The sequence below is a fragment of the Streptomyces sp. NRRL S-244 genome (genome assembly GCF_000717915.1).
Taxonomy (GTDB): domain Bacteria; phylum Actinomycetota; class Actinomycetes; order Streptomycetales; family Streptomycetaceae; genus Streptomyces.
In genome coordinates this window covers 59,318-75,807 of record NZ_JOCX01000024.1, presented here as the reverse complement: position 1 = coordinate 75,807, position 16,490 = coordinate 59,318, and the positions used below count along the sequence as shown (strand labels likewise).

General features: G+C 71.6%; 16 protein-coding genes. 13 read left to right on the top strand and 3 right to left on the bottom strand.

The window, feature by feature from the left end; all coding sequences use genetic code 11:
• The first annotated feature begins 145 nt into the window (after positions 1–145).
• The 8 genes from IF02_RS0125380 to IF02_RS0125350 all read left to right on the top strand — a co-directional run bounded on the left by IF02_RS0125380 (position 146) and on the right by IF02_RS0125350 (position 6,865).
• Positions 146–799, top strand: a complete 654-nt coding sequence (locus IF02_RS0125380) for an HAD family hydrolase (protein WP_030160724.1) — start codon at positions 146–148, stop codon at positions 797–799.
• A 43-nt stretch (positions 800–842) separates the two neighbouring features.
• On the top strand, positions 843–2,072 hold the full coding sequence (locus tag IF02_RS0125375) for an MFS transporter (RefSeq protein WP_030160723.1): 1,230 nt from the start codon (positions 843–845) through the stop codon (positions 2,070–2,072).
• Positions 2,044–3,192: an acetoin utilization protein AcuC gene (locus IF02_RS0125370; protein ID WP_030160722.1), complete on the top strand. Its 1,149-nt coding sequence runs from the start codon at positions 2,044–2,046 to the stop codon at positions 3,190–3,192. The genes IF02_RS0125375 and IF02_RS0125370 overlap by 29 nt, the downstream gene beginning before the upstream one ends.
• Positions 3,193–3,282: 90 nt before the next feature.
• Positions 3,283–4,113, top strand: a complete 831-nt coding sequence (locus IF02_RS0125365) for a phosphatase (protein WP_030160721.1) — start codon at positions 3,283–3,285, stop codon at positions 4,111–4,113.
• Positions 4,114–4,227: 114 nt separating this feature from the next.
• Positions 4,228–4,437 (top strand): helix-turn-helix domain-containing protein, encoded by a 210-nt coding sequence (locus IF02_RS0125360; protein ID WP_158708561.1) that lies wholly within the window; start codon positions 4,228–4,230, stop codon positions 4,435–4,437.
• Positions 4,438–4,577: 140 nt separating this feature from the next.
• On the top strand, positions 4,578–4,676 hold the full coding sequence (locus tag IF02_RS34025) for a 30S ribosomal protein bS22 (protein WP_003948845.1): 99 nt from the start codon (positions 4,578–4,580) through the stop codon (positions 4,674–4,676).
• Positions 4,677–4,769: 93 nt separating this feature from the next.
• The gene (locus IF02_RS0125355) at positions 4,770–5,864 is read left to right on the top strand and encodes an NAD-dependent epimerase/dehydratase family protein (protein WP_037837075.1); all 1,095 of its coding nucleotides are present in this window, start codon (positions 4,770–4,772) and stop codon (positions 5,862–5,864) included.
• Entirely contained in the window at positions 5,864–6,865 is a 1,002-nt protein-coding gene (locus IF02_RS0125350; protein ID WP_030160717.1) for a lysophospholipid acyltransferase family protein, read from the top strand. The genes IF02_RS0125355 and IF02_RS0125350 overlap by 1 nt, the downstream gene beginning before the upstream one ends.
• Before the next feature lie 99 nt (positions 6,866–6,964).
• On the opposite strand, the gene IF02_RS0125345 is transcribed toward IF02_RS0125350, so the two are convergent.
• From IF02_RS0125345 to IF02_RS0125335, 3 genes are all read right to left on the bottom strand, one after another.
• Positions 6,965–8,164, bottom strand: coding sequence for a DUF5667 domain-containing protein (locus IF02_RS0125345; RefSeq protein ID WP_030160716.1), 1,200 nt, complete (start codon positions 8,162–8,164; stop codon positions 6,965–6,967).
• A 289-nt stretch (positions 8,165–8,453) separates the two neighbouring features.
• Positions 8,454–9,269: an ECF subfamily RNA polymerase sigma factor, BldN family gene (locus IF02_RS0125340; RefSeq protein WP_030160715.1), complete on the bottom strand. Its 816-nt coding sequence runs from the start codon at positions 9,267–9,269 to the stop codon at positions 8,454–8,456.
• A gap of 408 nt (positions 9,270–9,677) precedes the next feature.
• Positions 9,678–10,634, bottom strand: a complete 957-nt coding sequence (locus IF02_RS0125335) for an HAD family hydrolase (RefSeq protein WP_030160714.1) — start codon at positions 10,632–10,634, stop codon at positions 9,678–9,680.
• 107 nt (positions 10,635–10,741) lie between these two features.
• Here IF02_RS0125335 and IF02_RS0125330 point away from each other — a divergent pair, with 107 nt between their 5' ends.
• The 5 genes from IF02_RS0125330 to IF02_RS0125310 all read left to right on the top strand — a co-directional run bounded on the left by IF02_RS0125330 (position 10,742) and on the right by IF02_RS0125310 (position 16,474).
• Positions 10,742–11,020, top strand: coding sequence for a glutaredoxin family protein (locus IF02_RS0125330; protein WP_030160713.1), 279 nt, complete (start codon positions 10,742–10,744; stop codon positions 11,018–11,020).
• Between the two features lie 273 nt (positions 11,021–11,293).
• The gene (locus IF02_RS0125325) at positions 11,294–12,130 is read left to right on the top strand and encodes a redox-sensing transcriptional repressor Rex (protein WP_030160712.1); all 837 of its coding nucleotides are present in this window, start codon (positions 11,294–11,296) and stop codon (positions 12,128–12,130) included.
• A complete protein-coding gene (locus IF02_RS0125320) occupies positions 12,127–13,845 on the top strand; it encodes a glutamyl-tRNA reductase (RefSeq protein ID WP_030160711.1) in 1,719 nt (572 codons plus the stop codon). Before IF02_RS0125325 ends, IF02_RS0125320 begins: the two co-directional genes overlap by 4 nt.
• Positions 13,842–14,810 (top strand): hydroxymethylbilane synthase, encoded by a 969-nt coding sequence (gene hemC / locus IF02_RS0125315; protein ID WP_030160710.1) that lies wholly within the window; start codon positions 13,842–13,844, stop codon positions 14,808–14,810. Before IF02_RS0125320 ends, hemC begins: the two co-directional genes overlap by 4 nt.
• Positions 14,807–16,474 (top strand): uroporphyrinogen-III synthase, encoded by a 1,668-nt coding sequence (locus IF02_RS0125310; RefSeq protein WP_030160709.1) that lies wholly within the window; start codon positions 14,807–14,809, stop codon positions 16,472–16,474. The genes hemC and IF02_RS0125310 overlap by 4 nt, the downstream gene beginning before the upstream one ends.
• The last annotated feature ends 16 nt before the right edge of the window (positions 16,475–16,490 follow it).

Below are 16,490 nucleotides of genomic sequence, written 5' to 3'. Positions count from 1 at the left end.
GCCTTTCAGCGCCGATGGTACTGCAGGGGGGACCCTGTGGGAGAGTAGGACGCCGCCGAACAATCATTGTAGAAAAGCCCTGTACCGGGTATCCGGTACAGGGCTTTTCTGCGTTTACGGGCATCTTTTGCGTAGGGTCGGTGCCATGGGCTACGACCTCGTCATCTTCGACAACGACGGCGTGCTGGTGGACAGTGAGCCGGTCGCCAATACGATCCTCGCCGGGTACCTCACCGAGTTGGGACATCCCACCTCCTACGAGGACTCGGTTCGCGACTACATGGGTGCCGCCGTGCACAGGGTGCACGACCTCGTGTTCGAGCGGACCGGGGAGCGGCTGCCCGCAGAGTTCGACGCGACCCTGCACGCGCGGACCTTCGCCGCGTTCGAGCGGGAGCTGGCGCCGGTGGCCGGCGCCGTGGACGTGCTCGGGGCGCTGACCGCGCACGGGGTGCCGTACTGCCTGGCCTCCTCCGGGAGTCACGAGCGGATCCGGGTCGGACACCGGGCGGCCGGCCTCGACGGATGGTTCGAGGAGGAATGGATCTTCAGCTCGCAGGACGTGGGGAAGGGCAAGCCGGCCCCCGATCTGTTCCTGCACGCGGCCCGTTCCATGGGCGTCGAGCCCGCGCGGTGCGTGGTGATCGAGGACAGCCCGCTCGGGGTGCGGGCGGCCGTCGCCGCCGGGATGGACGTGTACGGGTTCACCGCGATGACGCCCGCCGAGCGGCTGGCCGGGGCCACCGGCGTCTTCGGGGAGATGAAGGAGCTGACGGGGCTTCTGGAACTCCCTTTGTGATCTCTCTACCCACGGGTAGCCCGCGGGCCTACGCTGTGCCGCCATGACAGCTGATGTGCGGCTCCGCCATGGGCGCGGGTCCCTGGGGTTCAGTTTCTTCGTGCAGGGCGTGACCTTCGCCCTCCTCGTCACGCGGATCCCCGCCATCCAGGACCGGTACGGGATATCCGACGGGCTGCTGCCCGCCTTCCTCGCCGCCGTGCCCATCCTCGCCGGGGTCTCCAGCGTCGCCACCGAGCACCTCGTGAAGAGGGTCGGGCCGGCCACCGTACTGCGGTGGGCGCAGCCGCTCGTCCTGCTCGCCCTGCTGGGGGTCGGGGCCGGTTCGCAGATGTGGCACGCGGCGCTGGCGCTGGGGGCGTTCGGGCTGTCCGTCGGTGCGCTCGACGCGTCGATGAACATGCTCGGCGTCAGCCTGCAGCGGGCGTACGGGCGCAGCATCATGCTCGGCTTCCACGCCGCGTACAGCCTGGGCGGGATCGTCGGGGCATCCGCGGCCTGGGCCGGGGCGCACTGGCACCTGTCGCTGTTCACCTCGTACCTGCCGGCCGTGGTCGTGCTGCTGCCGCTCGCGTTCTACGGGAGCCGGTTCTACGTCGACCAGCGGGACGGCAAGGACCAGGCTGCCGTGGACAAGGGGCTCGGGGTCGGCGGGTTCCGGCTGCTGCTGCCGCTGTGCCTGGTGATGGCGTGTGCGTACATCGGGGATTCGACGGTCTCGAACTGGAGCGCCAAGTACCTCCAGGACGTGCTGGGGAGCTCGGAGCAGCTGGCGACGGTCCCGTACAACGTCTACATGGTGACCACGTTGATCGGGCGTGCCGTCGGGGACCTGGGCGTGCGGCGCTTCGGGGCGGTGGCCGTCGTACGGATCGGGACGGTGGTCGCGGCCGGCGGGTTCGCGGTGGTGGCGGCCGCGCCCGGGGCGTGGACGGGAATGCTCGGGTTCACGCTGCTGGGGATCGGGCTGTGCGTGATCGTGCCGCAGACGTTCGCGGCGGCCGGGCGCCTCTTCCCTGCCGCCTCCGACACCGCCATCGCGCGGCTGAACATCTTCAATTACGTCGGCTTCCTGATCGGATCGCCGCTCGTCGGCGGGATCGGGGACGCCTGGAGCTACCGGGGCGCGATGCTCGTGCCGATGGCGCTGGTCCTCGTGACGCTCTTCCACGCCCGCTCGTTCGGTGCGGAGGGCGCCCGATACGGTGTCGGGCATGAGCGGCGAGCCGGTGACCGGGCTGTTGATGTGGGACGAGGCGGTAACGAGGTATGACTTCGGACCGAGCCATCCGATGGATCCGGTGCGCCTGGCGCTGACCATGGGCCTGGTGCGTGCCTTCGGGCTGGACCGGGAGATGGAGGTACGGGCGGCCCGCGCGGCCGGGGACTCCACGCTGCGGCTGGTCCATCGGGAGGACTACGTGGCCGCGGTGCGCGAGGTGTCGGCGGATCCGGGTGTGGCCGACGGGTCGTACGGGCTGGGGACGATGGACGATCCGGCCTTCCACGGGATGCACGAGGCCTCGGCGCTGATCGCGGGGCAGTCGGTGGCGGCGGCGGAGGCGGTCTGGCACGGGGAGGCCGAGCACGCGGTGAACTTCGCGGGCGGGCTGCACCACGCGATGCCGGGCGGGGCGGCCGGGTTCTGCGTCTACAACGACGCGGCGCTGGCGATCGCGCGGCTGCTGGAGCTCGGGGCCGAGCGGGTCGTGTACGTGGATGTGGACGTGCACCACGGGGACGGGGTCCAGACGGTGTTCTGGGACGATCCGCGGGTGCTGACGATCTCGCTGCACGAGCATCCGCGCACGCTGTTCCCGCAGACCGGCTGGCCGGAGGAGACGGGCGGGCCGGGCGCGGAGGGTTCGGCGGTGAACGTGGCGCTGCCGGCCGGGACCGGGGACGAGGGGTGGCTGCGGGCCTTCCACGCGACGGTGCCCGAGCTGTTGGAGGAGTTCCGGCCACAGGTGCTGGTGACCCAGCACGGGGCGGACACGCACTTCGAGGACCCGCTCGCGCATCTGGCGGTGTCGCTGGACGCGCAGCGAGCGGTGCAGGAGGCCTGTCACCGGCTCGCCCACGAGTACGCGGGGGGCAGGTGGGTGGCGCTGGGCGGCGGCGGGTACGCGGTCGTGGACGTCGTACCGCGGTCGTGGACGCATCTGGTGGGGATCGCGGCGCACCGTCCGGTCGATCCGCAGGCGGCGGTGCCGGACGCGTGGCGGGACGAGGTGTACGCGCGGACGCGGCAGCCGGCGCCGGCCCGGATGACGGACGGGCGGACGGTGGCGTGGCGGGACTGGGAGGCGGGCTACGACCCGGCGGACCGGATCGATCAGGCCGTTCTGGCGACCCGGCGGGCGGTGTTCCCGTTGCGCGGCCTGCTCACGTAGGGACTGGCCGGGCGCAGCATCGTTACGCCAACGGTGGGGCCGTACGCCGGAATTGATGATCGGTCCGGTGGGGTGCGGCAGCATCGGAGGGTGTTGAGCACCGGCGCGCTGCGTGCGCATCTGCTGGCCGCCCGGTTGGCCGGGCCCGTCGCCACGTCACGGGAGGAGAGCCTGCGCAGCTACCGGTTGTTCGCGGCGCGGGATCCGCGGGTGCTGCTGGGGCTGGATCCGGAGTGGGGCTGGGGCGAGGGTGACCTGCTGAGGCTGATGGCGGACAAGTGCGGGGTCTCGGCGGATCCGTCGCACGTCAGAGGGCCGGACGTGATCGATCCGGAGCTGACGCTGGCGGGTCTGGAGGCGTTCGCGGAGCGGCTGCGCGAGGCGGCGGGGGCGCGGTCGCCCGTGCTGTTCGGGACGGGTCATCCGCATCGTCTCCTGGGGTTCTACGCCAGTTTGGCGCGGGCGCTGTCGGCGGTGGGATGTGTTGTGCTCACTCCGGCGCAGGGGGTACCTGTCGACATGGCGACCCGGTTCGGCGTACGCAGGCACAGCATCGATTACGTACGGGGAGTCGCGTTGGTGCGGGAGCCCGGCGCGCGGCCGCCGGGGAGTGCCACCGGCGTGCACACCCATTCACCCCTGCCGGTTCGGATCGCGCTGGGGGCTCTGGCGGAGGCCGGCGGGCCCTTGCCGGAATTGGTGGTGGGGGATCACGGGTGGGTCTGCGGCGCAGGTCAGCTCGGTGTGGAGGCGATCGGGCTGGCGGATACGGACGACCCGGCGCTGTTCGTCGGCGAGGCGGAGGGGCGCGTGGCGGTGGCCGTTCCGCTTGATGACGCGGTGCGCGCGGACTACTACAGACCACTGATTCGCTATGTACTCGATCGGGCGAGCCTGCCGGGTGCGCAGGAGTGGCCGTAGCTCCTCTTCCCCACTCGTATCACACGCCCCTACTCTGGGGAGTGAGCGTGCGACGACGAGGAGTAACCGGAGGGGAAGCCGGTGCCCGTCATGCGCGGAAGGTCAAGGTGTGTCATGGCTGCTGGCGAGAGGCCTCTCAGTGAGGTCGTGTTCCTGACCGTGGCAGAGGTTGCCTCGGTGATGCGAGTGTCGAAGATGACTGTGTACCGCCTGGTGCATAACGGTCATCTGCCCGCAATCCGGGTGGGCCGGTCCTTCCGGGTCCCCGAAAACGCGGTTCACGAGTACCTCCGAGAGTCGTATGTGGGGGTGGAGTCGGCCTGAGATTGACCTGCGGTGTCCCTCGGATTACGGGCTCGGAGCTCGGGCGGGTAGGCTAGGCCGACGTAGGTCGTGTGGGCCCAGACGCCCCGCACCGATCTCCGCTAGCGCGGAGATGTTCCGAGAAGTGAGCGAGGGTAGTCGTGGGCTCTGTTATCAAGAAGCGGCGCAAGCGGATGGCTAAGAAGAAGCACCGCAAGCTGCTCAAGCGCACCCGCGTCCAGCGCCGTAACAAGAAGTAAACGGCAGCTGTACGTGTTCTCCGCAGCCCCTCCACCATCCTTTGGTGGAGGGGCTGCGGTGTAGCCGGGGACGACGAGGAAGGCGCGGAGCTCGTGGGGAAGGTCGTGCTCGTTACCGGGGCTGCCCGGCAGCTGGGGGGCCGCTTCGTGCGGCGCATCCAGCGTGATCCTGAGGTCGACCGGGTCATCGCGGTCGACGCGGCGGCGCCGCCGCACCGGCTCGGGTCGGCGGAGTTCATCCGTACGGACATCAGGCAGTCGTCCATCGCCCGGGTGCTCGCCGAGCACGCCGTGGACACGGTGGTCCATCTCGCCGTGACCGGGGGCGGCGCGGGCGCGGGCGGCGCGGGCAGTGCCGTCAAGGAAACCAACGTCATCGGCACGATGCAGCTGCTCGGTGCCTGCCAGAAGTCGCCGACGGTACGGCGGCTCGTGGTGAAGTCCAGTACCAGCGTCTACGGGGGCGCCTCGCGCGATCCGGCCGTCTTCACGGAGACCACGCAGCCCAAGTCGCTGCCGGCGGGGGGCTTCGCCAAGGACGCCGTCGAGGTCGAGTCGTACGTACGGGGCTTCGCGCGCAGGCGGCCGGACGTGGCGGTGTGCGTGCTGCGCTTCGCCAACATCCTGGGGCCGTACGCGGACTCCGCGCTCGCCGAGTACTTCTCGATGCCGGTGATGCCGACGGTGCTGGGGTACGACCCGCGGCTCCAGTTCGTCCACGAGGACGACGTCCTGGACGTGCTGCGGCTGGCGGCGGGGGAGCCCCAGCGCGGGACGCTGAACAGCGGGACCTTCAACATCGCGGGGGACGGGGTGCTGCTGCTGTCGCAGTGCGCGCGCCGGCTGGGGCGGCCGACGGTGCCGCTGCTGCTGCCCGCGGTGACGTGGGTGGGCTCGGCGCTGCGGGCGGTGGGGGTCACCGATTTCTCGCCGGAGCAGATCAGACTGCTGACGCACGGGCGGGTCGTGGAGACGTCCCAGATGCGGGAGGTGCTGGGATTCAAGCCCATGTACACGACCGCGGAGACGTTCGCCGATTTCGCGCGCAGCCGGGGGAAGGGGCTGCTGCCGCCGGAGCAGGCGGGGCAGGTCGTGGACCGGGTCGCCGCCGCGCTGAAGGTGAACAGCGTGAATGCGGACGCCCTGAACGTCGAGGTTGCCGGAGCCGAAGAGGGAGCGCAGCGATAGTGGCGGACGCCAAGGTCATTCCGTTCGACGAGGACCGGCCGCGCCGGCGGGGCGCCGGGTCCCGGAGGGTACGGGCGGTGCCCGCTCAGGGTCCGGCGGTGGAGGCCGTGGAGGCCGTGGAGGCTGCCGTGGCTGAGCCCGCTGCCGCCGAGTCCGGCGGGGCCGCCTGGGACCGGCGGATCGCCGGCGGGCTGGCGTTCCTGCGGCGCCGGGTCACCGGGGACTACGAGGTCGACGAGTTCGGCTACGACAAGGAGCTGACGGACCAGGTCCTGATGTCCTTGATGCGGCCGCTGTTCGACAAGTACTTCCGGGTCGAGGTCAAGGGCATCGAGAACATCCCGGCCGAGGGCGGCGCGCTGATCGTGGCGAACCACTCCGGGACGCTGCCGCTGGACGGGCTGATGTTGCAGGTGGCGGTCCACGACCACCACCCGGCGCAGCGGCACCTGCGGCTGCTGGCGGCGGACCTGGTGTTCATGCTGCCGGTGGTGAACGAGCTGGCGCGCAAGGCCGGGCACACGCTGGCGTGCTCGGAGGACGCGCAGCGGCTGCTGGAGGCCGGGGAGCTGGTCGGGGTGATGCCGGAGGGCTTCAAGGGGATAGGGAAGCCGTTCGGAGACCGGTACAAGCTGCAGCGGTTCGGGCGGGGCGGGTTCGTGTCGACGGCGCTGCGGGCGGGGACGCCGATCGTGCCGTGCTCGATCGTGGGGGCGGAGGAGATCTACCCGATGGTCGGCAACGCGAAGACGGTGGCCCGGCTGCTGGGGATTCCGTACTTCCCGATCACGCCGACGTTCCCGTGGCTGGGACCGGTGGGGGCGGTGCCGCTGCCGACGAAGTGGACGATCCAGTTCGGCGAGCCGATCGCGACGGACGGGTACCCGCCGGAGGCGGCGGAGGACCCGATGCTGATGTTCAACCTGACGGACGAGGTGCGCGAGCAGATCCAGCACACCCTCTACAAACTGCTGGTGCAGCGGCGGTCCGTGTTCTTCTGAGTTCGTCTCACCGCCGCGTTCGTTTCACCGCATGACGCACCGTATGACGCGCAGGCCCTCAACCCCGGTCGGGGTGAGGGCCTGCGGCGTCATGCGGTGTTACTCGGTGTCCTCCGCCTGGATGCCCAGGCCCGGGAGGAGGCCCGGGAGCAGGGGCGGCAGGGTGATCTCCGGCGCGACGCGCTCCGGGGAGGACGAGGGCGCCGAGGTGTTCTGGCCCGAGGGCGGGTGGAGGAGGTCCCCCGTGCCGCCCAGGAGGCCGCCGGGGGCGGGTGTGGGCTTGCCGCCGGTGGGTGCGGGCGGGGTCGGGCTGGCCGAGGGCGTGCCCGCCGCCGGTGCGCTTTGGTGCTGCCCGGCCGGAGCGCTCGGTTTGGCCGGGGCGCCGCCCGTGCCGCGGGTCTGCTCCGGGGGCTTGGGGAGCAGGCTCTGGAGGGGCGCCACGTCATCGTCTATGGCCTGGAAGACCGACTCGACTTCTCCGCCCACGTCGGTGAGCTGCGCCGGGAGCTTCTCCCGGAGCCGGCCCCACGCGTCGCGGTGGGAGCGGGAGAAGGACGACAGGGCCTGGATCGGGCCGAGCGAGCCGTCCCGTTCGTAGGCCGCCTGGAGCAGCCGGTGGCCCTCGGCCGCGTCGTGCTTCATGCCGGCCAGGGCCCGGCGGATGGCGCCGAGCGACTCGTGGTCCAGCGCGCCCGACCGGCCGCGCTCCATCAGCCTGCGGGCTTCCGACAGGCGGTTGGAGGCCTGGTCGAGGTAGAGCTGGCCCCGGTCCGCGTCCTCGTCGGCCATCCCGAGCTTCAGGTCTTCCATGCCCCGTTTGACGGGGTAGAGGGAGTCACCGGGCAGGGCGTCCGTGCTGGCAGCGGCCACGCCGCTGAAGGCCCCCGCGGCCACACCCACGGTGAGGCCGCCCGCTGCGATGCCCTTGGACCAGCGGGAGCGGGGCCGCAATTTCCGGAGCGAGGTCGCCCGGTGGGCGCCGCGGCCGGCCCGCTGCTCGGGCACCTGAGGGTCCGAGGCGGCACCGCCCCCGGCCCTCTCTTCCATCACCATGGCCTCCATGGCGGCCACGAGCTGGGCTCGTTGCACCACTTTGACCTCGGGGTCCAGCACTGGGCGCGGCATTCTTTCGCCGAGCGCGCTCGCCAGGGCCAACAACCGGTTGTGGTCGGCAGGTTCGGCAGGTGCCTCGGACTGCTCGGCCGCCGGGTCCGGTTCCGAAAGGTCGGATGGGGTCCGATCCTCCAGGGCCTGGGCGAAGGCGTTCGCCCGCCGGTGCGGAGTCACGTTCGCGATCACTGGCGGCACCTCCTCTCGTCATGACGATCGACTCCCCAAGGTGTCCGGAAGGTTGCCTTCCTTGAGCACATCCACACTTTCGAGTGAGCGGCTTCGGGCAGGGCTTGTCCACAGGGAGCCTGCATTCCGCACAACGAGCGGCGCGGCACTTGGGTTACGGACGAAGGATGATCGGACCACAGCGTCATCGAGGGGTCACCGGTTGTGTGGATTGTCAGGAGGGTCGGAAGGCGTGGGGGGCGTGGGGGGTCCGGGTGGTGCGCGGGTATGGCGGTGCGCGGCGCGGAGGTCAGCGGGCGTCGTCCGGCAGCAGACGGGCCAGGGTGCGGACCGCCCGGTACTGGAGCGTCTTGATGGCGCCCTCGTTCTTCCCCATCACCCGGGCGGTCTCGGCGACCGACAGGCCCTGGAGGAACCGCAGGGTCACGCACTCCTGCTGCTGGGGATTGAGCTTGCGTACGGCTTCCAGCAGGGCGGCGTTGGAGAGGGACTCCAGGACCGAGTCCTCGGGGGATCGTTCCACCTCGTTCGCGTCCAGCATCTCGCCCGTGGTCACTTCCAGGCGGAAGCGACTGGACTTGAAGTGGTCCGCGACCAGGTTGCGGGCGATCGTCACGAGCCAGGCGCCGAAATCGCGGCCCTGCCAGGTGAAGGTGGAGATGCGGCGCAGCGCGCGCAGGAAGGTCTCACTGGTGAGGTCCTCCGCGGTCGCCTTGCCGCCGACGCGGTAGTAGATGTAGCGGTACACCGTGTCGCTGTACTGGTCGTACAGCCGGCCGAAGGCCTCGGCCTCGCCGGCCTGGGCGCGTTCGACCAGGTCCATCATGCGGGCCTGGTCGCTGTCCGCGGTGGGGCGGCGGGCGGCGGGCGCGCTCGTTCCGCTTGCGGCGGTGCCGGCGCCTCCTCCCGCGCGACCGCGTCTGCCCACCGTCGCTCCGCCGTCGGTCAGGGCATAGCAAGGACCGGCCGGGCCGAGGCCGGCAGGGACCGCGGCGGCGAAGGCGGGGACGGCGTACGCGGTGGGGACGAAGCCGCGCAGGTGGTCGAGGACCGTTGCGCGCAGCGTAGCCAGGCCCGAGGCGTCAACCCCGACAGGTGGGTACACGGGACTCCCAGAGGCAGAGCTTCCATCACGTGCAGTGCGGGACCGTTCACCCGTCGTGGCGACAGATGGCCGGTGGCATGCGTTTGAGGAGAATAACGCTTCGTACAGGCGGCGCTACACCCAGTTGCTCAAATCACCGATTCCGACACTTCTGTTGCGTGTCGAAGGCATATTCGGTCGCAATTGGTGATCGGTTCTTGATCGGTTGGGCGCGCGGAATGGACGCTTCCACGCTGGCTCGCGACCGAGTCGGGCATGCGTGAGTGCCGCGTGGGGCGCGGGGGTAGGGGTGGGGGAATGCCTGCCGCGCACCGGGCCGTGGGTACGCGAAAAGCCGCCCGGCGGGCGGCCGGGCGGCTTCGGTGCAGGCGGCGGCCGGGTGGCGGCCCTGCGCTGGGGCGTCGCGGGCTACTTGCGGCGGCGGTGCAGGGCGATGGCGGCGGCCGCGCCGCCCGCGATCGCGCCGACCCCGGCGGCTGCCGGGACGCCGACCTTCACGGCCTTGCGGCCGGTCCGATAGTCGCGCAGGCGCCAGTCGTGTGCCCGGGCATGCTTGCGCAGTTTTGTGTCGGGATTGATCGCGTACGGATGTCCGACCAGCGACAGCATCGGAATGTCGTTGTGCGAATCGGAGTACGCGGCGCAGCGTTCGAGGTCGAGTCCCTCGGCGGCGGCCAGGGCGCGGACCGCCTCGGCCTTCGCGGGCCCGTGCAGCGGTTCGCCGACGAGCCGGCCGGTGTAGATGCCGTCGACGGACTCGGCGACCGTGCCGAGCGCCCCGGTCAGGCCGAGGCGGCGGGCGATGATCGTGGCGGTCTCCACGGGCGCGGCCGTGACGAGCCAGACCTTCTGGCCGGCGTCGAGGTGGGCCTGGGCCAGGGCGCGGGTGCCCGGCCAGATCCGCTCGGCCATGTACTCGTCGTAGATCTCCTCGCCGATCGCCATGAGTTCGCAGACCTTGTGGCCCTTGACGATGGAGAGGGCGCTGTCGCGGGCGTCCTGCATGTGCTCGGGGTCCTCGACCCCGGCGAGCCGGAACCAGGCCTGCTGCCAGGCGAAGCGGGCGAGCTCGCGGCGGTGGAAGAACTCCCGCTTGTAGAGGCCGCGGCCGAAGTGGAAGATCGCGGCGCCCTGCATGACGGTGTTGTCGAGGTCGAAGAAGGCGGCGGCGAGGTCGTCGCCGGCGACGGGGAACTCGGGCTCGGCCGGTTCCGGTTCCGCTTCCTCGGACGCGGCCGGTGGTCCGGCGTCCGCGTCGAGCGCCTGCGCGGTCTTGCGGGCGGCTTCGGCCGAGGCCTCGCCTGCCAGCACGCTCCGCGCGGTTGCGGAGCGCCTACGGGGGGTGAGCCATCCCAGAGCGGCCATGACGCGAGCATAGCCATTGTGTTCGGGAGTTCCCGAACCCGCGGGATGCCGGGGGCGTGAACTCTTCGGTGCCGTGGTGTTACGCGGTGGCGCGGGAGAATGGGGACATGAGCCCTTTGCTGCGTCGTAAGGAAAAGAAGCGTCCCGGCGAGCGGTTGGTCACGCTCATCGGGAAGCCGGGGTGCCATCTGTGCGATGAGGCCCAGGAGGTGGTCGAGAAGGTCTGCGCGGAAGTCGGAGCGCAGTGGGAGAAGAAGGACATCTCGCAGGACGAAGAGCTCTACCGGCTGCACTGGGAGCAGATCCCGGTGGTGCTCGTGGACGGCGAACAGCACACCTTCTGGAGGGTGAACCCGGACCGGCTGCGGCGGGCATTGGAGGCCTGAGCCTCCGGCCGGTTACCATCATGGGCGATTTGTGGGGTCTCGGGGGCGTATCGATGAGGAGTGTGTACCGTTTTGCCCCCCTCGGGATTTGAACGGGTTCGGCGTGTTGTGGGTTCCCGCCCTGCATGCCCGGACCGCGTGACCCCGGTCACTTTGCTCGGACAAAGCGGACACAATCTTTGTGCACGCGTTCACAAAGACATAGCCTGCATTCGACGGGGCGGTCTTGGGACAAGTGACCGCCTGCAGCCCCGCTCATCCCGCAGGAGCATCGTGGCAACTGGCCGAACTCACCGACCGGCGACCCGCAGCCGAGGTATTCCCGAGGCCACTGTCGCCCGGCTTCCGCTGTACTTGCGCGCACTCACCGCGCTCTCCGAGCGATCGGTGCCCACGGTGTCCTCCGAGGAGCTCGCGGCGGCCGCCGGAGTCAACTCCGCCAAGCTCCGCAAGGACTTCTCCTACCTGGGTTCGTACGGGACGCGCGGCGTCGGCTACGACGTCGAGTACCTCGTCTACCAGATCTCCCGCGAACTGGGCCTGACCCAGGACTGGCCGGTCGTGATCGTCGGCATCGGCAACCTCGGCGCGGCCCTCGCCAACTACGGCGGCTTCTCCGCGCGCGGGTTCCGCGTCGCGGCGCTCATCGACGCCGACCCCGCGATGGCCGGACGGCCGGTCGCCGGCATGCCGGTGCAGCACACCGACGACCTCGAAAAGATCATCGAGGAGAACGGTGTCTCGATCGGCGTCATCGCGACCCCGGCGGGCGCGGCCCAGCAGGTGAGCGAGCGGCTGATCGCCGCCGGCGTCACCTCCATCCTGAACTTCGCGCCGACCGTCCTGTCGGTGCCGGACGGCGTGGACGTACGCAAGGTCGACCTGTCGATCGAGCTCCAGATCCTGGCCTTCCACGAGCAGCGCAAGGCGGGGGAGGAGGCGGCCGCGGCCGGTGCCTCCGTCCCCGGTGACGCGGACCTCGCCGATGCCGCGGGCGTCGGTTCCGGTGCGGCCCCCGCCGCGGCCGTCGAGCCGCCGGCCGGGCGGGCCGCCGCCGTCGCGCGCAAGAACGGCCCCGAGGGCGACGTCCCGGCGGTGATGCCGGCATGAGTCTGCTCGTCGTAGGGCTGAGCCACCGCAGTGCGCCGGTGAGCGTGCTGGAGCGCGCCTCGCTGTCCGCCGATGCCAAGGTCAAGCTGCTGCACGACACGCTGGCCGCGGAGCCGGCGGCGGAGGCGGCGGTGCTCGCCACGTGCAACCGGATCGAGCTGTACGCGGACGTGGACAAGTTCCACGCCGGTGTCGCCGAGCTGTCGACCCTGCTCGCGCAGCACAGCGGGGTGGCGCTGGAGGAGCTCACCCCGTACCTCTACGTCCACTACGAGGACCGGGCCGTCCACCACCTGTTCTCGGTGGCGTGCGGACTGGACTCGATGGTGGTCGGCGAGGGCCAGATCCTCGGGCAGATCAAGGACGCGCTGGCGCTGGGGCAGGAGCTGCACACGGCCGGGCGCCTGATCAACGACCTCTTCCAGCAGGCGCTGCGCGTCGGCAAGCGGGCGCACTCGGAGACCGGGATCGACCGGGCCGGGCAGTCGCTGGTGACGTTCGGGCTGGAGCAGCTCGCCGTGCACCTTCCGGTGGACGTGTGGGCCAAGGACAAGCGGGCGCTCGTGATCGGGGCCGGGTCGATGTCGTCGCTGGCGGCGGCGACGCTGGCGCGGGTCGGCGTGGCCGAGGTCGTGGTGGCGAACCGGACCGCCGAGCGGGCGGAGCGGTTGGTCGAGATTCTGGTTGCCTCAGGCACTGGGGTGGTGGCCAGGTCCGTTCCGATGGCTTCGGTGGTCGACGAGCTGACACGAGTCGACGTGGTCGTTTCCTGTACGGGGGCCACGGGGCTGGTGCTGACCGGCGAGGATGTTGCGGCTGCTGTGGAGGGCCCTGCGGGGCTCGTCGCCTCCCCGCCCCTTCCCGATTACCGGGGCTCCGCCCCGGACCCCGCGCCTCAAACGCCGGCGGGGCTGGATGTGGCCGGCGCCGGGCTGGCCGATGCCGAGGTCGTGGCGCGGCTGGTGGCCGCCGCCGCGGCCGGGGTGCGGCTGGCCGACGGCGGGGTGGCGCGGACCATCGTGCCCGGGACCGGCGAGCGGGACGGGTGCCCCGTCGAGGTGCCGGCCGGGGACGGGCGGGCCGCGCTCACCGGGGTCGACGCCAACTCCCTCGAACTGCACGGCACCTGGGCCGACCAGGGTGAGGCCGCCGCGCAGCGGCAGCCCCGCCGGGGCGCCCGCAGCCAGGTCGACGTGGCGCCCGTACGGCTGGCCCTGCTGGACCTGGCCATGCCGCGCGACATCGACGCCGCGGTGCACCGGATCCCGGGCGTGCGGCTCGTCGACATCGAGTCGCTCGCGGAGGCTTCGGCCGACGCGCCGATGGCGGCCGACGTGGACGCCGTACGCGGGATAGTCGCCGAAGAGGTGGCCGCCTTCGGCGCCGCCCAGCGGGCCGCGCACATCACGCCGACCGTCGTCGCCCTGCGGGCGATGGCCGCCGAGGTCGTGGCCATGGAAGTGGCGCGGCTCGACGGGCGGCTCCCGGACTTGGACGAACGGCAGCGGGCCGAGGTCACCCAGACCGTGCGCCGCGTCGTCGACAAGCTCCTCCACGCGCCGACCGTGCGCGTCAAGCAGCTCGCCAGCGAGCCCGGTGGCGCCGGGTACGCGGAGGCGCTGCGCGAACTCTTCGATCTCGACCCGCAGACGGTGGCCTCCGTCAGCCGGGCGGATGCGGCAGACAAGAACGACGACTCAGGACGGGCATCATGAATCCACGTCTCGACCAGCCACTTCGGCTGGGCACGCGGCGCAGCAAGCTGGCCATGTCCCAGTCCGGCCATGTCGCCGACGCGGTACGGGCGATCACCGGCCGGCCCGTCGAGCTCGTGGAGATCACGACGTACGGTGACGTGTCCCGTGAGAACCTCGCGCAGATCGGCGGCACCGGCGTGTTCGTCACGGCGCTGCGCGACGCGCTGCTGCGCGGCGAGGTCGACTTCGCCGTCCACTCGCTGAAGGACCTGCCGACCGCGCAGCCCGAGGAACTCGTGATCGCGGCCATGCCGCTGCGCGAGGACCCGCGTGACGCGCTGGTCGCCCGTGACGGGCTGACCTTCGAGCAGCTGCCCGACGGTGCCCGCATCGGCACCGGTTCGCCGCGCCGCACGGCGCAGCTGAACCACTACGCGCGCGCCCTCGGCAAGCGCATCGAGACGGTCGCCATCCGCGGGAACGTGGACACGCGGATCGGCTTCGTGCGCGACGGCGAGCTGGACGCCGTCGTCCTGGCCGCCGCCGGGCTGAACCGGATCGGCCGCGGTGACGAGGCGACCGACCTGCTGTCCGTGGACAGCGTGCTGCCGGCTCCGGGCCAGGGCGCCCTGGCCGTGGAGTGCCTCGCTTCGAACACGGAGCTCATCGCTTCGCTCGCCGAGCTCGACGACCCGCACACCCGGGCCGCCGTGACCGCCGAGCGTTCCCTGCTCGCCGCCCTGGAGGCCGGCTGCAGCGCGCCCGTGGGCGCGCTCGCCGATCTCCTGGCCGACGGCCAGGTTGTCAATGAAATGCGCCTGCGCGGCGTCGTCGGAACCCTCGACGGCTCGACGCTCGTGCAGCTGTCCACCACCGGTCCCGTGCCCCAGTCGTACGACGAGGCCATGGCGCTCGGCCGCGAACTCGCGGACGAGATGCTGGCCAAGGGCGCGGCCGGTCTGATGGGGGAGCGATCGCTTTGAACCCCTCACGTCCGACCACCTCCGCTTTTCCGGTCGTCGCCGCACACGGGCACGTCACCTTCCTCGGTGCCGGCCCCGGCGACCCGGGTCTGCTGACGCTCCGCGCCGTCGAGGCGCTCGCGGCCGCGGACGTACTGATCGCGGAGCCCGAGGTGCTCGAGGTCGTACGCACGCATGCGCGCGCGGGAGTGGACACGCCACAGCTGACGATTGCTGACGAAGTGTCAGCAGCCGCCGGTGTCCCGGTGATCCGAGATGCCGCCAATCTTGTCATGGAGGCCGCGCGCTCCGGCAGGCGGGTCGTCCGTGCCGTCACCGGCGACCCCGGGCTCGACGGAAACGCGGCCGAGGAGATGCTCGCCTGCGCGACCGAAGGCATCCCCTTCGAGGTGGTGCCCGGTGTCGCGACCGCCGTCGGCGTACCCGCGTACGCGGGTGTGCCGTTGCGCGGCCGCCAGGGTGCCGACGTGCGGTTCGTGGACGCGCGCAACGCCTCCGCGCGCTGCTGGAGCGAGGTCGGCGCCAGCGACGGCACCCTCGTCGTCTCGGCGACGCTGGAGACCGTCGCGAGCGCCGCCGCCGAGCTGGTGTCCGCCGGACGCGGGGCCGACACCCCGCTCACGGTGACCGTCGCCGGTACGACGACCCGCCAGCGGACCTGGAACGCCACCCTCGGGACCATCGCCCAGGTGTTCAAGCAGGGCAAGGTGCTCCCGTCGCCCGAGGGCGCCCGGCCGGTCATAGCCGTGGTCGGTGAGCAGGGCGCCGCCGCGCGGCGCGAGGAGCTGGCCTGGTTCGAGTCGAAGCCGCTGTTCGGCTGGCGGGTCCTCGTACCGCGCACTAAGGAGCAGGCCGCTTCGCTCTCCGACCAGCTGCGTTCGTACGGTGCGGTGCCGCACGAGGTGCCGACCATCGCCGTGGAGCCGCCGCGCACCCCGCAGCAGATGGAGCGGGCCGTGAAGGGGCTCGTCACCGGACGCTACGAGTGGATCGCCTTCACCAGCGTGAACGCGGTGAAGGCCGTCCGGGAGAAGTTCGAGGAGTACGGGCTCGACGCCCGGGCCTTCGCGGGCATCAAGGTCGCCGCCGTGGGCGAGCAGACCGCCGCCGCGCTGGTCGAGTTCGGCGTCAAGCCGGACCTGGTGCCGAGCGGCGAGCAGTCCGCGGCCGGGCTGCTGGAGGACTGGCCGCCGTACGACCCGGTCTTCGACCCGATCGACCGCGTCTTCCTGCCGCGGGCCGACATCGCGACCGAGACGCTGGTCGCGGGCCTGATAGAGCTCGGGTGGGAGGTCGACGACGTCACCGCCTACCGGACCGTGCGCGCGTCGCCGCCGCCGGCGGACACGCGCGAGGCGATCAAGGGCGGCGGCTTCGACGCCGTTCTCTTCACGTCGTCGAGCACGGTGCGCAACCTGGTGGGCATCGCCGGCAAGCCGCACAACGTCACCGTCATCGCCTGCATCGGGCCGGCCACGGCCAAGACGGCGGAGGAGCACGGCCTGCGGGTCGACGTCCTGTCGCCGGAGCCGAGCGTGAGCAAGCTGGCGGAGGCCCTGGCCGAGTACGGGGCCGCGCGCCGCGAGGCGGCCAAGGAGGCCGGCGAGTCGGTGTCCCGGCCGAGCGAGCGCCGGCCGGGCGCCCGCCGGCGCCGTACGACCTGACGCCGGGCGAGGTTCG